This is a genomic window from Streptomyces sp. NPDC032198 (genome assembly GCF_040636975.1).
Classification (GTDB): domain Bacteria; phylum Actinomycetota; class Actinomycetes; order Streptomycetales; family Streptomycetaceae; genus Streptomyces.
Genome location: NZ_JBEZVL010000005.1, coordinates 163,807 through 180,003 on the forward strand (window position 1 = coordinate 163,807; position 16,197 = coordinate 180,003).

The window sequence follows — 16,197 nt, forward strand, 5'->3', positions numbered from 1 at the left end:
GGTCAGGTATCGGCATAACTGTTGAGAACGCTGGGGTGGCACCAGGCATTCCCTGGAGGGAACGGCTGGGCTAGGGGCGGCGGGCGTAGGCTCTGGTGTTTTCTCGGTCCGAGATGCGGACGTAGCCCGCCCTGGTGACCACCGCCTGCGATGGGGTGTTCTCGGGGTCGATCACTGCCAGCAGGGACGTGACCCCGGGGCGGGACAGGGCCAGGGTGGAGAGGGCGTCGAGGGCTTCTGAGGCGTAGCCCTGGCCCCTCGCGGCGACCGCCAGGTCGTAGCCGACCTCCGCGACACCCTCCTCGTCCGGCGGCCCGTGGAAGCCCATGCCGCCGACCGCGACCTCGTCCTCCGCCCGGACCAGGGCGAACATGCCCCACTCGGGACGGTGCACCCCGGACGCGTACGCCTTCGTCACCATCTCCGCGGCCCTGCGCGTCCCCTCGAAGGGTCCGCCCTCGATCCAGGTGAAACCCCCGGTGCCGCCCGCCGCGAGATCGGCCGCCGCCGCGGGGGGTACCTCCCGCAGAACGACCCGTCCGGCGGGGATCGAGAGGGAGTTGTGCCAGCGCCAGGAGTCGAGCCGGGGGCGCCCCGGCAGCGTCCCGCGCCCCGTGGCCCAGAGCAGCGTCGCCCACTGGTCGGCGGACGTCCGCGCGGGCTGGACCTGCGGGAAGAGCCACGCGAGCACGGCCTCGCACAGCGCGGCGGGCGGCTCCGCGTCCACGCCGAGGGCCTGCGCGATGTCGTACGTGTGGAGCAGTACTTCCGCGACCCCCATCGCGGCGAAGCCCACCGCGTCCGCGCTGCCGTGCGGATACGGGTGGTAGGCCCGGACCCCCGGCGGCGTGGTCCGCACCACCGCGGAGAGCAGGCCGCCGGTCGACTCGATGACGCGGATCGCGTCGTCGGGACCCGAGCCCTCGTCGAAGGCGATCTCGAAGGGGACCCACCCGTCGGTCGCCCGGCCCGTCAACTGCCCCGCGTACGAGACGAGATCGCACGCGATGTGCTCGGCCGTCTCCAGGCAACTCCATTCGAGGCCACCCGCCTTGACGCTCCAGTCGAGCCCCACCGTCGCGCGCAACACCTTCGCCGCATACGCCACGGCTTCTTCGATCTGGTCCCCGCCCATCGGCATCATGCGCCGAGCGTACGGGAGCCTCAGGGGCCCAGCAGCTCCATTTCCGTCGCGAGGTTCTCCCGCGCGGGACCCTCCCACTCGGCCGCTCCGTACGGCGTGCGGAACAGCCGTGGCAGCGCGATGAGCTGCCGGAGCACGGCGGCCCGGCCCGCGCGGAAGTCCTCGTCGGGCACGAAGGAGTACTCCTCGCGGACGGCGGCGGCGTACGCGGCGTAGGCGTCCGGGGCCGCGGCCAGGATCGCCAGGTCGGCGTCGCACAGCGCCTCGCCGTTGTGGTCGCCGTCGGCGGGGTCGTGGCTGACGGTGAGCCGTACGAGACGGGCCACCTCCGCGGTGGCGGCGGGCGCCAAACCGGCCTCCTGGAGGGCGCGTTCGGCGAGGCGGGCGCTGCGCTCCTCGTTCTCGGAGCGGTCCGGCGCGTACACCGCGTCGTGGAACCACGCCGCGAGCCGCACCAGCTCGGGGTCGTCGGCGTGCTCCTCCAGTACGTCGATGTGGTCGAGGACCGCCGAGAGGTGGGCGGTGGTGTGATACCTCCGCTGCGGCTCGGCCCAGCGCGCGAGCAGGTTGTCCGCGTAGGGCGCGGGGTCGGGCGTTCCCTCGCTCGCACGGAGCAGGGTCGCGTGCCAGCGGGCGCGGAGTTCCTTGTCCTGGTTGGGCCTGGGGTCGTCATGGGGCATGGGGTGACCTTAAACGCCGGGGTACCCGGGTGGGGTGTCACCTGGGTGCCACTGGGTGTCACCTGGCCGTGCCCCGTTGCCATGCGCGGCACGACGCGGTTGGCTGCCGACATGACGACCACGAGGACCCAAGAGACGTACGACGCCGAGCGGCCGGGGCGGCTGCTGCTGACCGAACGTGACCTGCTCATACCGCTGTTGAGGGACGCGGACGATTCCGCGTTCGGTGTGCGGACCTGTTGTCCGGGGTGGACGGTGCGGCATGTGCTCGCCCACTGCGGTTCCGCGCTGATGCGGGTGGTCGAGAGCCGCTTCGAGGAGGGGGTGTACTCCCCGGAGGCCAACGATCGCGACATCGCCGAGCGAGCCGACTGGTCCAACTCCCGTGTGGTGGACGAGCTGGAGCGCGGGATGACGGAGGCGGGGCCGTTCATCACGAAGGCGAAGGGGCGGCTTGACGGGGTGGCGCTGGGGGAGTGGGTGCACGCGGGGGATGTGCGGGAGGCGTGGGGGTTGCCGGGGGCGTATGGCGGGGCGGGGCTGGGGGACGCGTTGGTGCTGCTGGGGGAGTACAGCGGGAGGGTCTCGGGGGCGCCGGCGCTGCATGCGGATGTGGAGGGGCTGGATGAGCCGCTTGTCCTGGGGGCGAGTGATGGGTCCCGTCCTCCGGGCCGGTACATCGGCGATGCGGCGACTCTGATTCGGCTGTATACGGGGCGGCCCCTGGCGGGGACCCGCTATGAGTTGGCGGGGGTGCGGGAGGCGGAGCTGCCGATCTTTACCTGAGGGTTCCGTTTCCCTACCGGGGGTCTCGCTTTTTGCGGGGTGGGGCTGTCCGGGGGCTGGGTACGTCTGCGGGTGCGTTGTGGTTGCTCGCGCCGTTCCTCGCGCCCCTTACGGGACGCCGGCGTTCCTCGCGTCCCTTGCGGGGGTGCTTGGGGTTGCCCCTTTAGGGGCGCGGGGAACTGCGCGACCAGCCACCACGCGCCCGCAGGAGAGTTCGCAGCGTCCCGTCCCCCTCAGTGCGCGTGGGACTCGGGGGGTTCCCCGGCCTCGGCCCCGCCCCCGGCGGTGGCGCCGGCCTGGACGGTGAATGCCGCCGTTCGCACCTTTCCCTCGTGCTTGAAGTCGAGGAACAGGCGGTACGACCCCTCGCTCGGCACGGTCGCCGCGAAGGAGACCCCGGGACCCGGCTTCGTCCTGCCGTCGCCGGGCTCACCGGTGGGATGCACGTGGAGGTAGGCGAGGTCACCGGAGCGCAGGGCGACCAGGTGGCCGTACGAGCCGAGGTAGGGCTGGAGGTCGGTCACCGGCCGGCCGTTCCTCTCCACGTCCAAGGTCAGAGCACTCGACTTGCCCGGCTTCAGCTCGCCCTTGAGGCTCACCTCGTAGCCGTCGACCGACGCCTTCCTGTTCGGCTCCGGCAGCGCCCTCGGCTCGTGCTCCCCCGCCACCGCGAGGTCCGCCCCCAGCGTCAGGCCCTCCTTCGCGCCCGTGGGCTTGAAGTCGGCGAAGACGCGGTAGCCGCCCGCCCGCGGCAGCTCGACCGGCGTCGACCACGTGCCGTCCGCCGCGCGCGTCGGGTGCAGGTGGCGGTACGTCGTCAGGTCGCGTGACGCGACGATCAGGTGCAGCTCCTTGCCGTGCTGCATCTCGTACGCCGTGACGTTCTTGCCCTTGCCGTCCCTGACCACGGCGAAACGCAGCTCCTCGCGCTTCTCGGCGTCGATGCGGGGGGTCTTCAGGGCGAGCGCGTAGCCGCGCTCCGAGATCTGCAGCCCGCCGGGTGGCGCCGTCTCCGTCGGGTTCTCCTGCTCGGCCCCGCCCTCGCCCCCGTGCCCGCCGTGCTCGCTCGCCGGCTTCTTCTCCGCGGTCACGGGGTCGACACCCCGGCCTACCCCGTACGCGGTGCCGAACGTCGCGGCGACGGCTGCCGCGAAGGCGGTGATCTTCAATCCGGTGTTCATGACGGCTCCCGGGGGGTGAATGGAGTGGGTGGCGTGCGCCGGGTGGCGGCTCCTCAATGATTCCGACCATACCCCCCTAGGGTATTAAGTCAAGGCGGGGCGGCTCTTGCGGTCGATACCCCCTAGGGGTATATATGGATCACGTCAGCGGTACCCATCCCGGGTACCTCCGAGTGAGGAGCCCGCAGCCATGTCCACCACTCCCCCTCCCGGCGCCACCGAGGTGGCCGAGGTCGAACTCGCCATCGGTGGCATGACCTGCGCCTCGTGCGCCGCCCGTATCGAGAAGAAGCTGAATCGCATGGACGGCGTCGAGGCGACCGTCAACTACGCCACCGAGAAGGCCAAGGTCAGCTACCGCGGCCAGGACATCGCCGTACAGGACCTGATCGCGACCGTCGAGGCCACCGGCTACACCGCGCAGGAGCCCGCCCCGGCCCGTAACGAGCCGGCCCCGGCCGACGAGGAGCAACAGGCCGCCGACGAACTGCGGCCCCTGCGCGAGCGGTTGATCACCGCCGTCCTGCTCTCCGTGCCCGTCATCGCGATGGCCATGGTCCCGGCCCTGCAGTTCGAGTACTGGCAGTGGCTGTCCCTGACCCTGGCCGCACCGGTCGTCACGTACGCCGCCTGGCCCTTCCACAAGGCCGCGTACACGAACGCGCGGCACGGCGCGGCGACGATGGACACGCTGATCTCGGTCGGCACGTCGGCCGCGTTCATCTGGTCGCTGTGGGCGCTGTTCTTCGGTACGGCCGGTACGCCCGGCATGACGCATCCCTTCGAACTGACCATCTCCCGCACGGACGGCGCCGGGAACATCTACCTGGAGGCCGCGGCGGGCGTCACCGCCTTCATCCTGGCCGGGCGGTACTTCGAGGCCCGTTCCAAGCGCAAGGCGGGCGCCGCCCTGAAGGCGCTGCTCCAGCTCGGGGCCAAGGACGTCACCGTTCTGCGGGACGGCGGTCGTGAAGAGACCATCCCCGTCGGGGACTTGAAGGTCGGTGACCGCTTCCTCGTACGGCCCGGCGAGAAGATCGCCACCGACGGCAAGGTCGTCGAGGGCGCCTCCGCCGTCGACGCCTCCATGCTCACCGGCGAGTCCGTACCGGTCGAGGTCGCCACTGGTGACTCCGTCACCGGTGCCACCCTGAACGTGGGCGGACGCCTCGTCGTCGAGGCGACGCGCGTCGGCGGCGACACCCAGCTCGCCCGCATGGCCAAGCTCGTCGAGGACGCGCAGAACGGCAAGGCCGCCGCCCAGCGCCTCGCCGACCGGATCTCGGCCGTCTTCGTGCCGGTCGTCATCGCCCTCGCCGTCGCCACCCTCGGCTTCTGGCTCGGCAACGGGTCCGGTCTGACGGCGGCCTTCACCGCCGCCGTCGCCGTACTGATCATCGCCTGCCCCTGCGCCCTGGGGCTCGCGACGCCGACCGCACTCATGGTCGGCACCGGACGCGGCGCCCAGCTCGGCATCCTGATCAAGGGCCCGGAGGTCCTGGAGACGACCCGCAAGGTCGATACGATCGTCCTGGACAAGACCGGCACCGTCACCACCGGCAAGATGACCCTGCTCGCCACGCGCGTGGCGGAGGGCGTCGACGAGGGTGAAGTCCTGCGGCTCGCGGGGGCGTTGGAGCACTCCTCCGAGCATCCCATCGCGCAAGCGGTGGCCGCCGGGGCGGCGGAGCGGGTCGGCACGCTGCCCGCCCCCGAGGACTTCGCGAACGTGGCGGGTCTGGGTGTGCAGGGCATCGTCGAGGGGCACGCGGTCCTCGTCGGCCGTGAGGCGCTGCTCGCCGAGTGGGCGATCCGGCTGCCTGTCGAACTGGAGCGGGCGAAGGCCGAGGCCGAGGCAGCCGGGCGTACGGCCATCGCGGTCGCCTGGGACGGGGAGGCGCGGGCCGTCCTGGAGGTCGCGGACGCGGTCAAGGAGACGAGCCCGGAAGCGATCCGCCGCCTCCGCGCCCTGGGCCTTACGCCCATCCTCCTGACCGGCGACAACAAGGCGGTGGCGGCATCGGTGGCCGCCGAGGTGGGCATCGCCCCCGAGGACGTCATCGCGGAGGTCATGCCGCAGGACAAGGTCGACGTGGTCAAGCGCCTCCAGGCGGAGGGCCGCAGCGTGGCGATGGTCGGCGACGGCGTGAACGACGCGGCGGCGCTCGCCCGGGCCGACCTGGGCCTGGCGATGGGCACGGGCACGGACGCCGCGATCGAGGCGGGCGACCTCACTCTCGTACGAGGAGACCTGCGTGCGGCGGCCGACGCCATCCGTCTCTCGCGCCGCACCCTCGGCACGATCAAGTCGAACCTGTTCTGGGCCTTCGCCTACAACGTGGGCGCCCTGCCGCTGGCCGCGGCCGGCCTCCTGAACCCGATGATCGCGGGCGCCGCGATGGCCTTCTCCTCGGTCTTCGTGGTCGGCAACAGCCTGCGCCTGAGGGGGTTCAAGCCGCTGAGCTGAACGGTCGGGGGGCGATCGTGCCAACCCTCGGAAAGATCGACGTGTACATGTCTTTACGATCACCCCGGTGCGCTTGGGTCGCGCCGGGGTGATCTGCGCGTAGGCTGGGTAATTGGACTAGACCTGTGTGTGGTGGCTTTCGAGGCTTCCGCGCCGCCCGCCCCCGCCCCCGCGCCGCCGGTCCCCGCGGCCCCGGACCCGAAGGAAGACATCCATGAGCAAGCGTGCAGTCCTGGAGGTGATCGCCCTCGACGCCGAGGACGCCGTCGCCGCCCAGGCCGGAGGCGCGGACCGCCTCGAGCTGGTCACCGACATGGCCGCGGACGGCCTGACGCCGTCCCGCGAGACCTTTGCCGAGATCCGCGCCGCCGTGGACATCTCCCTGCGCGTGATGCTGCGCCTCGCGGACGGCTTCGCCGCCGGGGACGTCGACACCCTCGTACGCCGTGCGCGCGAGCTCAGGAGCGTGGGAGCCGACGAATTCGTGCTCGGCTTCCTCGACGAGACGGGCGGACCCGACCTGGCCGCGGTCGAGGCCGTGGTGGGCGCGCTCGACGGCTGCCGCTGGACGTTCCACCGGGCCATCGACAGGACCCCCGCCCGCGACGCCCTGCGCAAGCAGCTCGCGGACCTGCCCGGCCTCGACACCTACCTCACCGCGGGTGCGGCGGAGGGCGTGGACGAGGGCCTGCCCACGCTGCTCGACGAGGCGGCGCGGTCCGGTGAACCGGGCTACGAGCAGCAGATCCTGGTCGGCGGCGGCCTCCGCCTCGACCACCTGCCGCGGCTCAAGGCGGCGGGCGTCGACGCGTTCCACATCGGCGGGGCGTCGCGGCCGGACGGCTGGTCGGCGCCGGTGTCCGCGGACGCGGTGCGCGCGTGGCGCGAGGCGCTGGACGCCTGATTCCCTTGCGCGCGGGGGTACTTGCTCTCGCTGCGGGTGGGGTGCTTGACCGCGTTCCCGCGTGGCGCCTGATCGCGTTCTCGCGGGGTGGCTGATCGCGTTCTCGCGGGGCGCGATACAACTGGGCGGACAGCAAGGGGGACTTCATGCCGAAACCAGCAGCCAAGACGCGTCCTGCCGAGCGGATGCTCGCGGCGGGGGCACTGCCCGTCGCCGCGACGCTCCTCACCGGGACGGTGGCGCTCTACATCACACTCGTCGCGTTCGGGAACATCACCGATTTCGACTCCAACCAGCAGTTCGTACGCCATGTCCTGGCCATGGACACCACCTTCAAGGACGACGACCTGATGTGGCGCGCGGTGGGGTCCACCGCGCTGCAGGACGCCGCGTACGTCGCGATCATCGTCTGGGAGACCCTGGCCGCCCTGGTCCTCCTCACGGCGACGGTCCTGTGGGTCGGCGCCCTGCGCCGCTCCCAGGGCCATGACCGGGCCCGGCGGGCGGGCACGATCGGCCTGCTGATGCTCCTCGTCCTGTTCGGGGCGGGGTTCATCGGGATCGGCGGCGAATGGTTCGCCATGTGGCAGTCGGAGGACTGGAACGGCCTGGACGCGGCCACGCGGGTCGTGACGCTCGCCGGCATCGTGCTGATCGTCACGCACCTGCCGTCCGCCGGTGCGTCGGCGGACGGCTCCAAGGGAAGCGAGAGGCCCTAGCGGGCGAGCTGCTCGGGAAGCGCGGCCGAGTGCACGACGGTGAGTCCCGAGACGGCACGGGTCAGGGCGACGTACAGCCGCCGCAGGCCGGTCCGTTCGTCGGGCTCGCCGTCGACCACGGCGGCGGGCTCGTGGAGGACCACGTAGTCGTACTCGAGTCCCTTGGCGAGGGAGGCGGGCACGAGCGTGAGCCGCGTGTCGGGGGTGGTCTCCTCGCCGGGCGAGAGGTACGTCATCCCGGCGGCGTCGAGTGCTCCGGCGAGCGCGGGGATGCGGGCGTCGGCGGCGATGAGCCCGATGGAGCCTTCGTGGCGCAGCGACTCGACGCAGGCTTCCAGGGAGGCGGCGTCGAGGGATGCGGTACTGGCGTCCTGCACGCGGCGCACCACGAGCGAACCCGCCGACTCACGGACGGACTTCACCTCGGCGAGACCGGGCGCGATGGAGGGAAGCAGCCGGGAGGCGAACGCGATGACTTCCCGGGGCACACGGAAACCGGCGGTGAGCTCCTCCACGACCGCGTCCCCCTTCCCCAGATGTTCCAGGGCCTGGTCCCAACTCCGGGTGGCCCAGGGGGTGGTGCCCTGCGCGAGGTCGCCGAGGACGGTGGCGGAACCGGTGGTGCAGCGGCGCCCGACGGCGCGGTACTGCATCGGGGAGAGATCCTGCGCCTCATCGAGGACGACGTGCCCGAGTGAATGAGTACGGGTGACGAGATCATTGGCCTCGTCGATCAACACGGCGTCGGCAGCAGACCACTTGACGGCCTTGAGGCTTCGCGCGGGCTTCGCCCACAGGATCAGCTTCTGCTCCTCGTGATCGAGGATCCCCTCGGCGTGCACGGCAAGGAATTCGGCGTCGGAGAGCAGCCGCAGGACGAGCTTGGCGGGATCGACGGGCGGCCACGCGGCCTTGACGGCCGCCTTCACCGCGGGGTTGCGGGCGACGGCATCCTGGACGCGGTCGTCCGGGGCCTCGCCCGCCTGCTCCATCCGTACGAGCACGGCGTGCGCGAGGCGCTGCGGCAGGGCGTCGCGGGCGGCCCCGTACCGGATGTCGCGAGCGAGCAACTCTGTGACGATCTCCTCCACTTCATACGCGGGGATGCGCCAGCGCCGGGATCCGCGGACCACGACCACGGGCTCCTGGGGCATGGTCACATGCGACCGCAGGGCCTTCCTCAGGACCTCGGCCATGCGGGCGTCGCCCTTCACGACGGCAGCGGCGGCCTCGTCGGCTCCGCGTACCTCCACGTGGGCGACGAGGTCGTCGACGGTGGCCTGCTTGACCTCCAACTCGCCGAGGGCGGGCAGCACTTGCTCGATGTAATGGAGGAAGGACCTATTGGGCCCGATGACCAGGGTGCCGGTCCGGGCGAGGCGCTCGCGGTGGGCGTACAGGAGGTAGGCCACACGGTGTAGACCGACGGCGGTCTTGCCGGTCCCGGGCCCGCCCTGCACGCACACGGACCCCCCGAGGCCGCTCCGTACGATCTCGTCCTGCTCGGGCTGGATCGTGGCAACGATGTCGCGCATGGGGCCGACGCGGGGCCGCTCGATCTCCTGCTGGAGCAGCTTGCTGGTCCGCTCGACCTCGTCGGCGTCACTGAGGTGCTCGTCCTCGTACGCGGTGAGGTCGCCGCCCGTGTATCCGAACCGGCGCCGCAGGGCGATGTCCATCGGCGCCTTCTTGGAGGCGCGGTAGAAGGGCTGCGAGACGGGGGCGCGCCAGTCGATGACCATGGGGTCGCCGTCGGCGTCGTGGACGTGCCGGCGCCCGATGTAGAACTGCTCGCCCTCGGCGCCCTCCGCCTGATCGGCGCCGGGGGCGTGGAGGTAGTCGAGCCGTCCGAAGAAGAGCGGGGTGTGGGAGAGATCGGCGAGGGACTTGATCCGCTCGTCGATCTGGCTCTGCAGGACGGCGGCGTTGACCCAGTTCGCGGTGACGTCGCGGATGTCGAGCGCCTCGGCGTCCTCGCGCATGGCTCGGAGGGCCGAGCGGGATGCGGCGAGGTGGTTCCGCTCTCGGGAGAGGGGGTCGGGGTGGGCGTGCACGGTTGCCTCCGGCGGGGTGCGGGTCTGGGCTGCCGGTTGCCGTCCGGTCAGCGGCGGGCGCGAGGCACGCGGGCAGACCGGGCATCTTATGCCCCGCCTCAGGGCGGGGCCACCACTTTTCCCCCCGGGCCGGGACCCCTCCCGGGGGGGGGGGGCTCCCCACCCACCCACCCGTTCACCCCGCATCCCCTGCGAACGAACAAGCCTTTCCCACCCACCCACCCGATTGCCCCGCGGTGCCGAGGGGGGAGGAGGGATCTCGCGGGTGGGTGGGTGATTCGTGCAGCGGGGTGGGGAACCCGCGGCCGGCCCGCGCCCGCGGCCGGGCATTCCCGAGATCCACTAGGGTCGCCGCCGTGGTGGAACTTTCTGTTAGTGGATTGTCACGGTGTGTTAAGTGGCCTGCGTGTGCGGCAGTTGCGCTGCTGGGGCTCTCCCTCGGCGTCTTCGCCGGCCTCTGTTTCGTGCAGCGCATTCCCATGGCCGATGCCCTCGTCTATCGGGCCGAAGGGGACGCCGTCGTGCGGGGGAGTGAGTTGTACGGGTTCACCGTGACCCAGTGGGAGCTTCCGGCCACCTATCCGCCGTTCGCCGCGCTCCTCTTCGTACCCACCACCTGGCTCCCCCTCCCCGCCCTCAAGCTCGCCTTCATCCTGGGGAACCTCGCCCTCCTCGCGCTCCTCGTCCACCTCTCCTGCCGCCTCGCCGCGCTCCCCACCCGCATCGCCCCCCTCCTCGCGGGCACCGCCCTCGCCCTGTGGCTGGAGCCCGTGTTCCAGACCGTCCTCTTCGGGCAGATCAACCTCGCCCTCGCCTGCCTCATCCTCTGGGACCTGACCAGGACCCCGGGCGCAGTAGGGAAGGGGTTCGGCATCGGGGTCGCCGCCGGGATCAAGCTCACCCCGGCGGTCTTCATCGCGTATCTCTTCGTCACCGGGCGCGTCCGCGAAGGGCTCACCGCCGCCGCCGCCCTCACCGGCACCATCGCGCTCGGCGCGCTCGCGCTGCCCGGGGCCAGCGTGGACTTCTGGACGCACCGGATCTTCGAGACGGGCCGCGTGGGCAAGGCGTGGATCGTCGACAACCAGTCGCTCCAGGGGCTCGTCGCCCGCGTTGCCCACGACCCCCACCCGGGCGTGCTCCTGTGGGCCCTGCCCGCGGCCCTCCTCGCCTGCACCGGGCTGTGGCTGGCCGCCCGCACGCCCAGCGAACCCCGCGGCATCCTCCTCGCCGCCGCCACCGCGCTCCTCGCCTCGCCCATCAGCTGGTCCCACCACTGGATCTGGTGCGTACCCCTCCTGGCCCTGCTCATGGCGGAGGGCCGCCCCCGCCTGACCGCGGCGGTGGCGACCCTCTTCACGGCCCGCACCCTGTGGCTCGTCCCGCACCAGGGGGACCTCGACCTGCGGCTGCCCCAGTGGCAGCAGCCGTTGGCCTCGCCCTACCCGCTGCTCGCCGTAGCCCTGATCCTCAGTTGTCGGCCAGCAGCTCGTCCGCGTCCACGATCCGGTACGCGTACCCCTGCTCCGCGAGGAACCGCTGCCGGTGCGCCGCGAAGTCCTGGTCGATGGTGTCCCGCGCCACGACGGAGTAGAAGCGGGCCTCATGACCGTCGGCCTTCGGACGCAGCACACGACCGAGCCGCTGTGCCTCCTCCTGCCGGGAGCCGAACGTCCCGGACACCTGGATCGCGACCGTAGCCTCGGGCAGGTCGATCGAGAAGTTCGCGACCTTCGAGACGACGAGTACGGAGATCTCGCCCTCCCGGAACGCCCCGAACAGCTTCTCGCGCTGCGCGTTCGTCGTCTCGCCCTTGATGACCGGCGCGTCCAGATGCTCGCCCAGCTCGTCGAGCTGGTCGATGTACTGGCCGATGACCAGCGTCTGCTCGCCCGCGTGCTTCTTGACGAGAGCTTCCGTCACCTTGCGCTTCGTGGCGGTCGTGGCGCAGAAGCGGTACTTCTCCTCGGCCTCGGCCGTCGCGTACGCGAGCCGCTCCGCGTCCGTCAGGTTGACCCGCACCTCCACACAGTCCGCGGGCGCGATGTACCCCTGCGCCTCGATCTCCTTCCACGGAGCGTCGAACCGCTTGGGGCCGATCAGCGAAAAGACGTCCGACTCGCGGCCGTCCTCCCGCACCAGCGTGGCCGTCAGGCCGAGCCGCCGCCGGGCCTGGAGGTCGGCGGTGAACTTGAAGACGGGGGCGGGCAGCAGGTGCACCTCGTCGTAGATGACGAGGCCCCAGTCCCGGGAGTCGAAGAGTTCGAGGTGCGGGTAGACACCCTTGCGCTTCGTCGTCAGGACTTGGTACGTGGCGATGGTGACCGGGCGGATCTCCTTGCGCGTACCGCTGTACTCGCCGATCTCCTCCTCGGTCAGCGACGTCCGCTTGATCAGCTCGTGCTTCCACTGCCGGGCCGAGACCGTGTTGGTCACCAGGATGAGCGTCGTCGCCTTGGCCTCGGCCATCGCGCCCGCCCCGACCAGCGTCTTTCCCGCACCGCAGGGCAGCACGACCACACCACTGCCACCGTGCCAGAACCCCTCGACCGCCTGCTTCTGGTACGGCCGCAGCGCCCAGCCGTCCTCCGCGAGGTCGATGCGGTGCGCCTCGCCGTCGACGTACCCGGCGAGGTCCTCGGCGGGCCAGCCCAGCTTGAGGAGCGTCTGCTTGATCTGGCCGCGCTCGGACTGATGTACGGCGACGGTGTCCGCGTCGAGGCGCTCACCGACGAGGGGCTGCACCTTCTTGGAGCGCAGGATCTCTTCCAGGACCGGCCGGTCGGTGGTGGTCAGGACAAGGCCGTGCGTGGGGTGCTTCGAGAGGGTGAGCCTGCCGTAGCGGGCCATCGTCTCGGCGATGTCCACGAGCAGCGCGTGCGGCACGGGATAGCGGGAGAACTCCACCAGGGCGTCCACGACCTGCTCGGCGTCGTGCCCCGCCGCACGGGCGTTCCACAGGCCCAGCGGCGTCACGCGGTAGGTGTGGATGTGCTCGGGAGCACGCTCCAGCTCCGCGAAGGGCGCGATGACACGGCGGCAGGCCTCCGCCTGCTCGTGGTCGACCTCGAGCAGGAGAGTCTTGTCCGACTGGACGATCAGTGGACCATTCACGCGCGACCCTTTCGGTAAGCCAAACGTCCAGTGTGCCGCATGGCGCGCCGATACGGTCCGGCCTGCGTTTCTGCTCACGTTCCGGGCCGGGCGCGGGCTGCGTTCCGGGTCGGGGCGCGGGCTGGGTTCCGGTCCGCGGCGCCGGCTGGGTTCCGGTCTGGGCGCGGGCTCCGTTCCGGCCCGCGTTCCGACCGCCCTAGTCGTCCGCCAGCTCCGCCACTCCCGTGACCCGGTGCAGCGGATACGTCTTCACCTCGTCCGCCGTGTGGTCGTACGCCGTGACGAAGCCGCCCTCCACCCGGATCGGGGCGATCACCCGCTGGCTGGCCGCGCCCTCCGCGTTGACGTAGCCGATCCACACCGCCTCACCGGTCAGGACCGCGGCCTGCATCGTGGCGAGGGTCTCCGCCGCCGTGGTGCGAGGCAGCGCGTCGCCCTTCTCCGGGGTCGCCTTGCGGGGCATGGTCGAGGCCAGGTCGCCGGCGCGGATGGCGCGTACGGCCGCGCCGATCAGCGTGGTGTCGGCCAGCGGCGGGCCGTCGTGGACCGGCTCGGGAGCGGTGCGGGGCGGCGAGCGGTGGGCGTGCGCCCGCGTGATCAGTACGTCGCCCTCGGCGCTCTCCGCGGCGGGCGCGAAGCCCATCCCGCGCAGGCCTTCGAGGAGCGCCCCGGGGTCGGCCTGCGCGGCGAGCACGGTGGGCGCGAGGCGGCGCAGCCGCAGGCCCTGGGAGCGCTTGTCGGCCAGGATCTCGTTCAGGAGCGCCTCGTCGTCGCAGCGCACGTACGCGGACGCGGCGCCGATCCGCAGGTGGCCATGCTTACGGGCCACGTCGTCGATGAGGTACGCGAGGGGCTGCGGAACCGGCGTACGCGAGTGCGCGGCCAGGAAGGCGTGCAGGTCGGACGCGGACTTCCCCGCGTCGAGCGCCCGCCGCACGGAGCCGGGCGTGAACCGGTACACGGTCGCACCGCCCTTCGACTCGACGTCGGCGAGCACGGAGAGCGTCTCGGCGAGCGGACGCTCCAGCGGGCCGGGGGCCACCGCCGTGAGGTCGGCCTGCAGCAGTACGTGGTCGAGGGGTTCGGGGAGGAGGGGGGCGAGGAGTCTGGCGGCTCTCGCGCCCTGGGCGGCGAGTTCGGAGGGGGAGGGGTGGGGGGCCCGGGGGATGGGGAGGGCGTGGGTGCCGGTCTGAGAGGTGTGGGTACCGGTCTGGGAGGCGTGGGCGCCGGGCTGGGAGGTGCCCGGGTTCGCCGCCGCCCCCGCCGAGGTCTCTTCGCCCGACCCGCTCTCGGAGCCGAGCAGGGCCCGTCCGTGCGCGGACAGTGCGCCGCGCCCCGTGATGCCCAGCAACTCGCTCTCGTTCAGCGTCCATTGGGCGATCCTGGCGCGCAGCTCCATGGGTGCGGTGCCGGCGCCGGTGCCGGGCCCGCCGGGCGTGGAGTGGGGGGCCGTGCCGCCGCCTACCGAGCCGCGCGGCGGGCGCTCCCACCGCAGGCGCGCGAGGATCGACTCGGGCGTCGGGCTCGCGCCGTCCGGCAGGGTCGTGAGGAGCGTGAGCACGCGGTGCCGGATCTCCGGCGCCGACGAGCGGTCCAGGTGCGGGCCGAGCGCCGAGAGCGTGCGGTCCTTGCCGTCACGGCCGCCGATCAGGCCCGCCGTGCGGGTCGCCGTCAGCCAGGCCGTGGCGAGGACCGACCAACGCTCGGCGGCGGGCAGCTCCTGCCAGTCGTCGTACGCGGGGGTCGCCGCGTAGCGCTCGTCGGCCTCGCCGTCCGATGCCACGAGGCCCGCCGCGTAGGCCAGTTCGACCCAGAACGCCGCGACCGGCTCGGGCAGGTCCAGGGCGACCGCGGTCCGCTTCAGGTCGCGCACGCTGAGGCCGCCCGCGCGCAGCACGGTGGGACCGCCCTCGTCCCAGTCCTTCAAGAGCTCCTCGACCGTGTCGAGCGCCATGTACGCCTGGCTCGCCGCCGCGGCGTCCACAGCCTGTGGACGGTGTTCGCGCAGCACCTCGATGGCGGGCGGTGCCGGTTCGAGCACCCGGTGGGCGCGGCCCGCGCGCAGGTGCAGGGCCGCTTCGCGGGGGAGTACGACGGTGCCGGGCGAGGTGGGCAGCAGGAGCCCGCGGTCCAGGAGCCAGCGCAGGTGGCGCGCCGGGTCGGCGGTGACCTGGCCGTACGGCGGGCCCCAGACGAGCCGCGAGAGCACCTCGACGGACTCGGCGGGGGCTTCGTCGAGCAGCGCGGACATCCGGGTGCGGTCCGTGAACAGTTCGGTGAGCGAGCGCACCGCGGAGACCGCGTCGTGCGTGGACGGCAGCCCGGCCGCCGCCACGATGTCCTGAATACGGTTCGGGGACATGCCCGCGGTGGCCTCGGCGACGGTCGGGCCGAGGCCGGTGGGGGAGGGGTACTGCGGGGCGGGGGCGAGGAGTTCGCGGGCGGTGCGGACCAGGCGGAGGCGGTCGTCGGCGCCCCAGACGAGGGCCTGCTCGCGGAGGACGGCGAGGGCACGGCCGAGCGCGGCATCGACGGTGGCGTCACCGCCCTCGCTGCCCTCGTCGCCGGCGACGAGGGCGTGCAGCTCTTCGTACGTGGCGGGTTCCGGGGCCACGGCGAGTGCCTCGGCCACTTGCTGGGCGAACCGGTCGAGCCGCTCCAGGGCGCGGACCACGGATGCGCGGGTCGCTGCGCGCGTGGCGAGCTGGGTGAGGTCGTTCGGGACCGGCGTGAGGAGGTCGGGGCGGGCGTGGAGCAGCGCGCCGAGGGACGCGTCGTCACGGGAGCGGAGTGCCTCGGCGAGGGACCGGGGGGTGTCCGCTGGGCGCTGGGGCTGCTCGTCGGTGCTCATCAGGCTCACGGTAGCGGGTTGGGGTGCGGGGCTGGGCGTTCCTGGGGGCTGTGCCTGTGGCGGGGGGCCGGGACGGGGGCGGGTCCGCTCCGTCTGGGGGTCCGTCTGGGGGCGGGGTGCCGCGCCGCGAACCGTGCCGGCTGCGGGTGCGTGCGTGGCTGCGGGGTCCATCGTCTGTGGGTGCGGTGCCGTGCCGGTATGTCCGTCCTCGCTATCGTCCGGTGGCCGTGGGGCTGCTTCGAGGCTGGAGTGCCGCGAGCCGTGCTCCGGGCGGACATACCGTCACGGCCCCTTGGG

General features: G+C 72.4%; 10 protein-coding genes and 1 pseudogene. 5 read left to right on the plus strand and 6 right to left on the minus strand.

Features of this window, described 5'->3' with window-relative positions:
* Window positions 1–70: 70 nt before the first annotated feature.
* Together AB0E78_RS14835 and AB0E78_RS14840 are read right to left on the minus strand one after the other, a co-directional pair.
* Window positions 71–1,144: a GNAT family N-acetyltransferase gene (locus AB0E78_RS14835; protein ID WP_361832101.1), complete on the minus strand. Its 1,074-nt coding sequence runs from the start codon at window positions 1,142–1,144 to the stop codon at window positions 71–73.
* 20 nt (window positions 1,145–1,164) lie between these two features.
* The gene (locus AB0E78_RS14840) at window positions 1,165–1,824 is read right to left on the minus strand and encodes a hypothetical protein (protein WP_361832103.1); all 660 of its coding nucleotides are present in this window, start codon (window positions 1,822–1,824) and stop codon (window positions 1,165–1,167) included.
* A 111-nt stretch (window positions 1,825–1,935) separates the two neighbouring features.
* Between AB0E78_RS14840 and AB0E78_RS14845 the strand changes: the two genes are divergently transcribed.
* Complete coding sequence (locus AB0E78_RS14845) at window positions 1,936–2,610, plus strand: maleylpyruvate isomerase family mycothiol-dependent enzyme (protein ID WP_361832105.1); 675 nt, start codon at window positions 1,936–1,938, stop codon at window positions 2,608–2,610.
* 233 nt (window positions 2,611–2,843) lie between these two features.
* Here AB0E78_RS14845 and AB0E78_RS14850 read toward each other — a convergent pair whose 3' ends face one another.
* Window positions 2,844–3,791, minus strand: coding sequence for a hypothetical protein (locus tag AB0E78_RS14850; protein WP_361832107.1), 948 nt, complete (start codon window positions 3,789–3,791; stop codon window positions 2,844–2,846).
* 190 nt (window positions 3,792–3,981) lie between these two features.
* Between AB0E78_RS14850 and AB0E78_RS14855 the strand changes: the two genes are divergently transcribed.
* The 3 genes from AB0E78_RS14855 (at window position 3,982) to AB0E78_RS14865 (ending at window position 7,881) form a co-directional block, all read left to right on the plus strand.
* Window positions 3,982–6,258 carry a heavy metal translocating P-type ATPase gene (locus tag AB0E78_RS14855; protein WP_361832109.1) on the plus strand — a complete coding sequence of 759 codons (2,277 nt, stop codon included), beginning with the start codon at window positions 3,982–3,984 and terminating at the stop codon, window positions 6,256–6,258.
* A gap of 214 nt (window positions 6,259–6,472) precedes the next feature.
* Window positions 6,473–7,162, plus strand: coding sequence for a copper homeostasis protein CutC (locus AB0E78_RS14860; RefSeq protein ID WP_361832111.1), 690 nt, complete (start codon window positions 6,473–6,475; stop codon window positions 7,160–7,162).
* Window positions 7,163–7,347: 185 nt separating this feature from the next.
* Window positions 7,348–7,881 carry a DUF2165 domain-containing protein gene (locus tag AB0E78_RS14865; protein WP_361832786.1) on the plus strand — a complete coding sequence of 178 codons (534 nt, stop codon included), beginning with the start codon at window positions 7,348–7,350 and terminating at the stop codon, window positions 7,879–7,881.
* On the opposite strand, the gene AB0E78_RS14870 is transcribed toward AB0E78_RS14865, so the two are convergent.
* Window positions 7,878–9,935: an ATP-binding domain-containing protein gene (locus tag AB0E78_RS14870; protein WP_361832113.1), complete on the minus strand. Its 2,058-nt coding sequence runs from the start codon at window positions 9,933–9,935 to the stop codon at window positions 7,878–7,880. The genes AB0E78_RS14865 and AB0E78_RS14870 overlap by 4 nt on opposite strands.
* Window positions 9,936–10,414: 479 nt before the next feature.
* Between AB0E78_RS14870 and AB0E78_RS14875 the strand changes: the two are divergent.
* Window positions 10,415–11,410 (plus strand): annotated as a pseudogene (locus AB0E78_RS14875) (glycosyltransferase 87 family protein); the annotation flags it as partial.
* Here AB0E78_RS14875 and AB0E78_RS14880 read toward each other — a convergent pair.
* Both AB0E78_RS14880 and AB0E78_RS14885 read right to left on the minus strand, forming a co-directional pair.
* A complete protein-coding gene (locus AB0E78_RS14880; protein WP_361832115.1) occupies window positions 11,406–13,049 on the minus strand; it encodes a DNA repair helicase XPB in 1,644 nt (547 codons plus the stop codon). The pseudogene AB0E78_RS14875 and the gene AB0E78_RS14880 overlap by 5 nt on opposite strands.
* Before the next feature lie 196 nt (window positions 13,050–13,245).
* On the minus strand, window positions 13,246–15,900 hold the full coding sequence (locus tag AB0E78_RS14885) for a helicase-associated domain-containing protein (protein WP_361832117.1): 2,655 nt from the start codon (window positions 15,898–15,900) through the stop codon (window positions 13,246–13,248).
* Window positions 15,901–16,197: the final 297 nt, after the last annotated feature.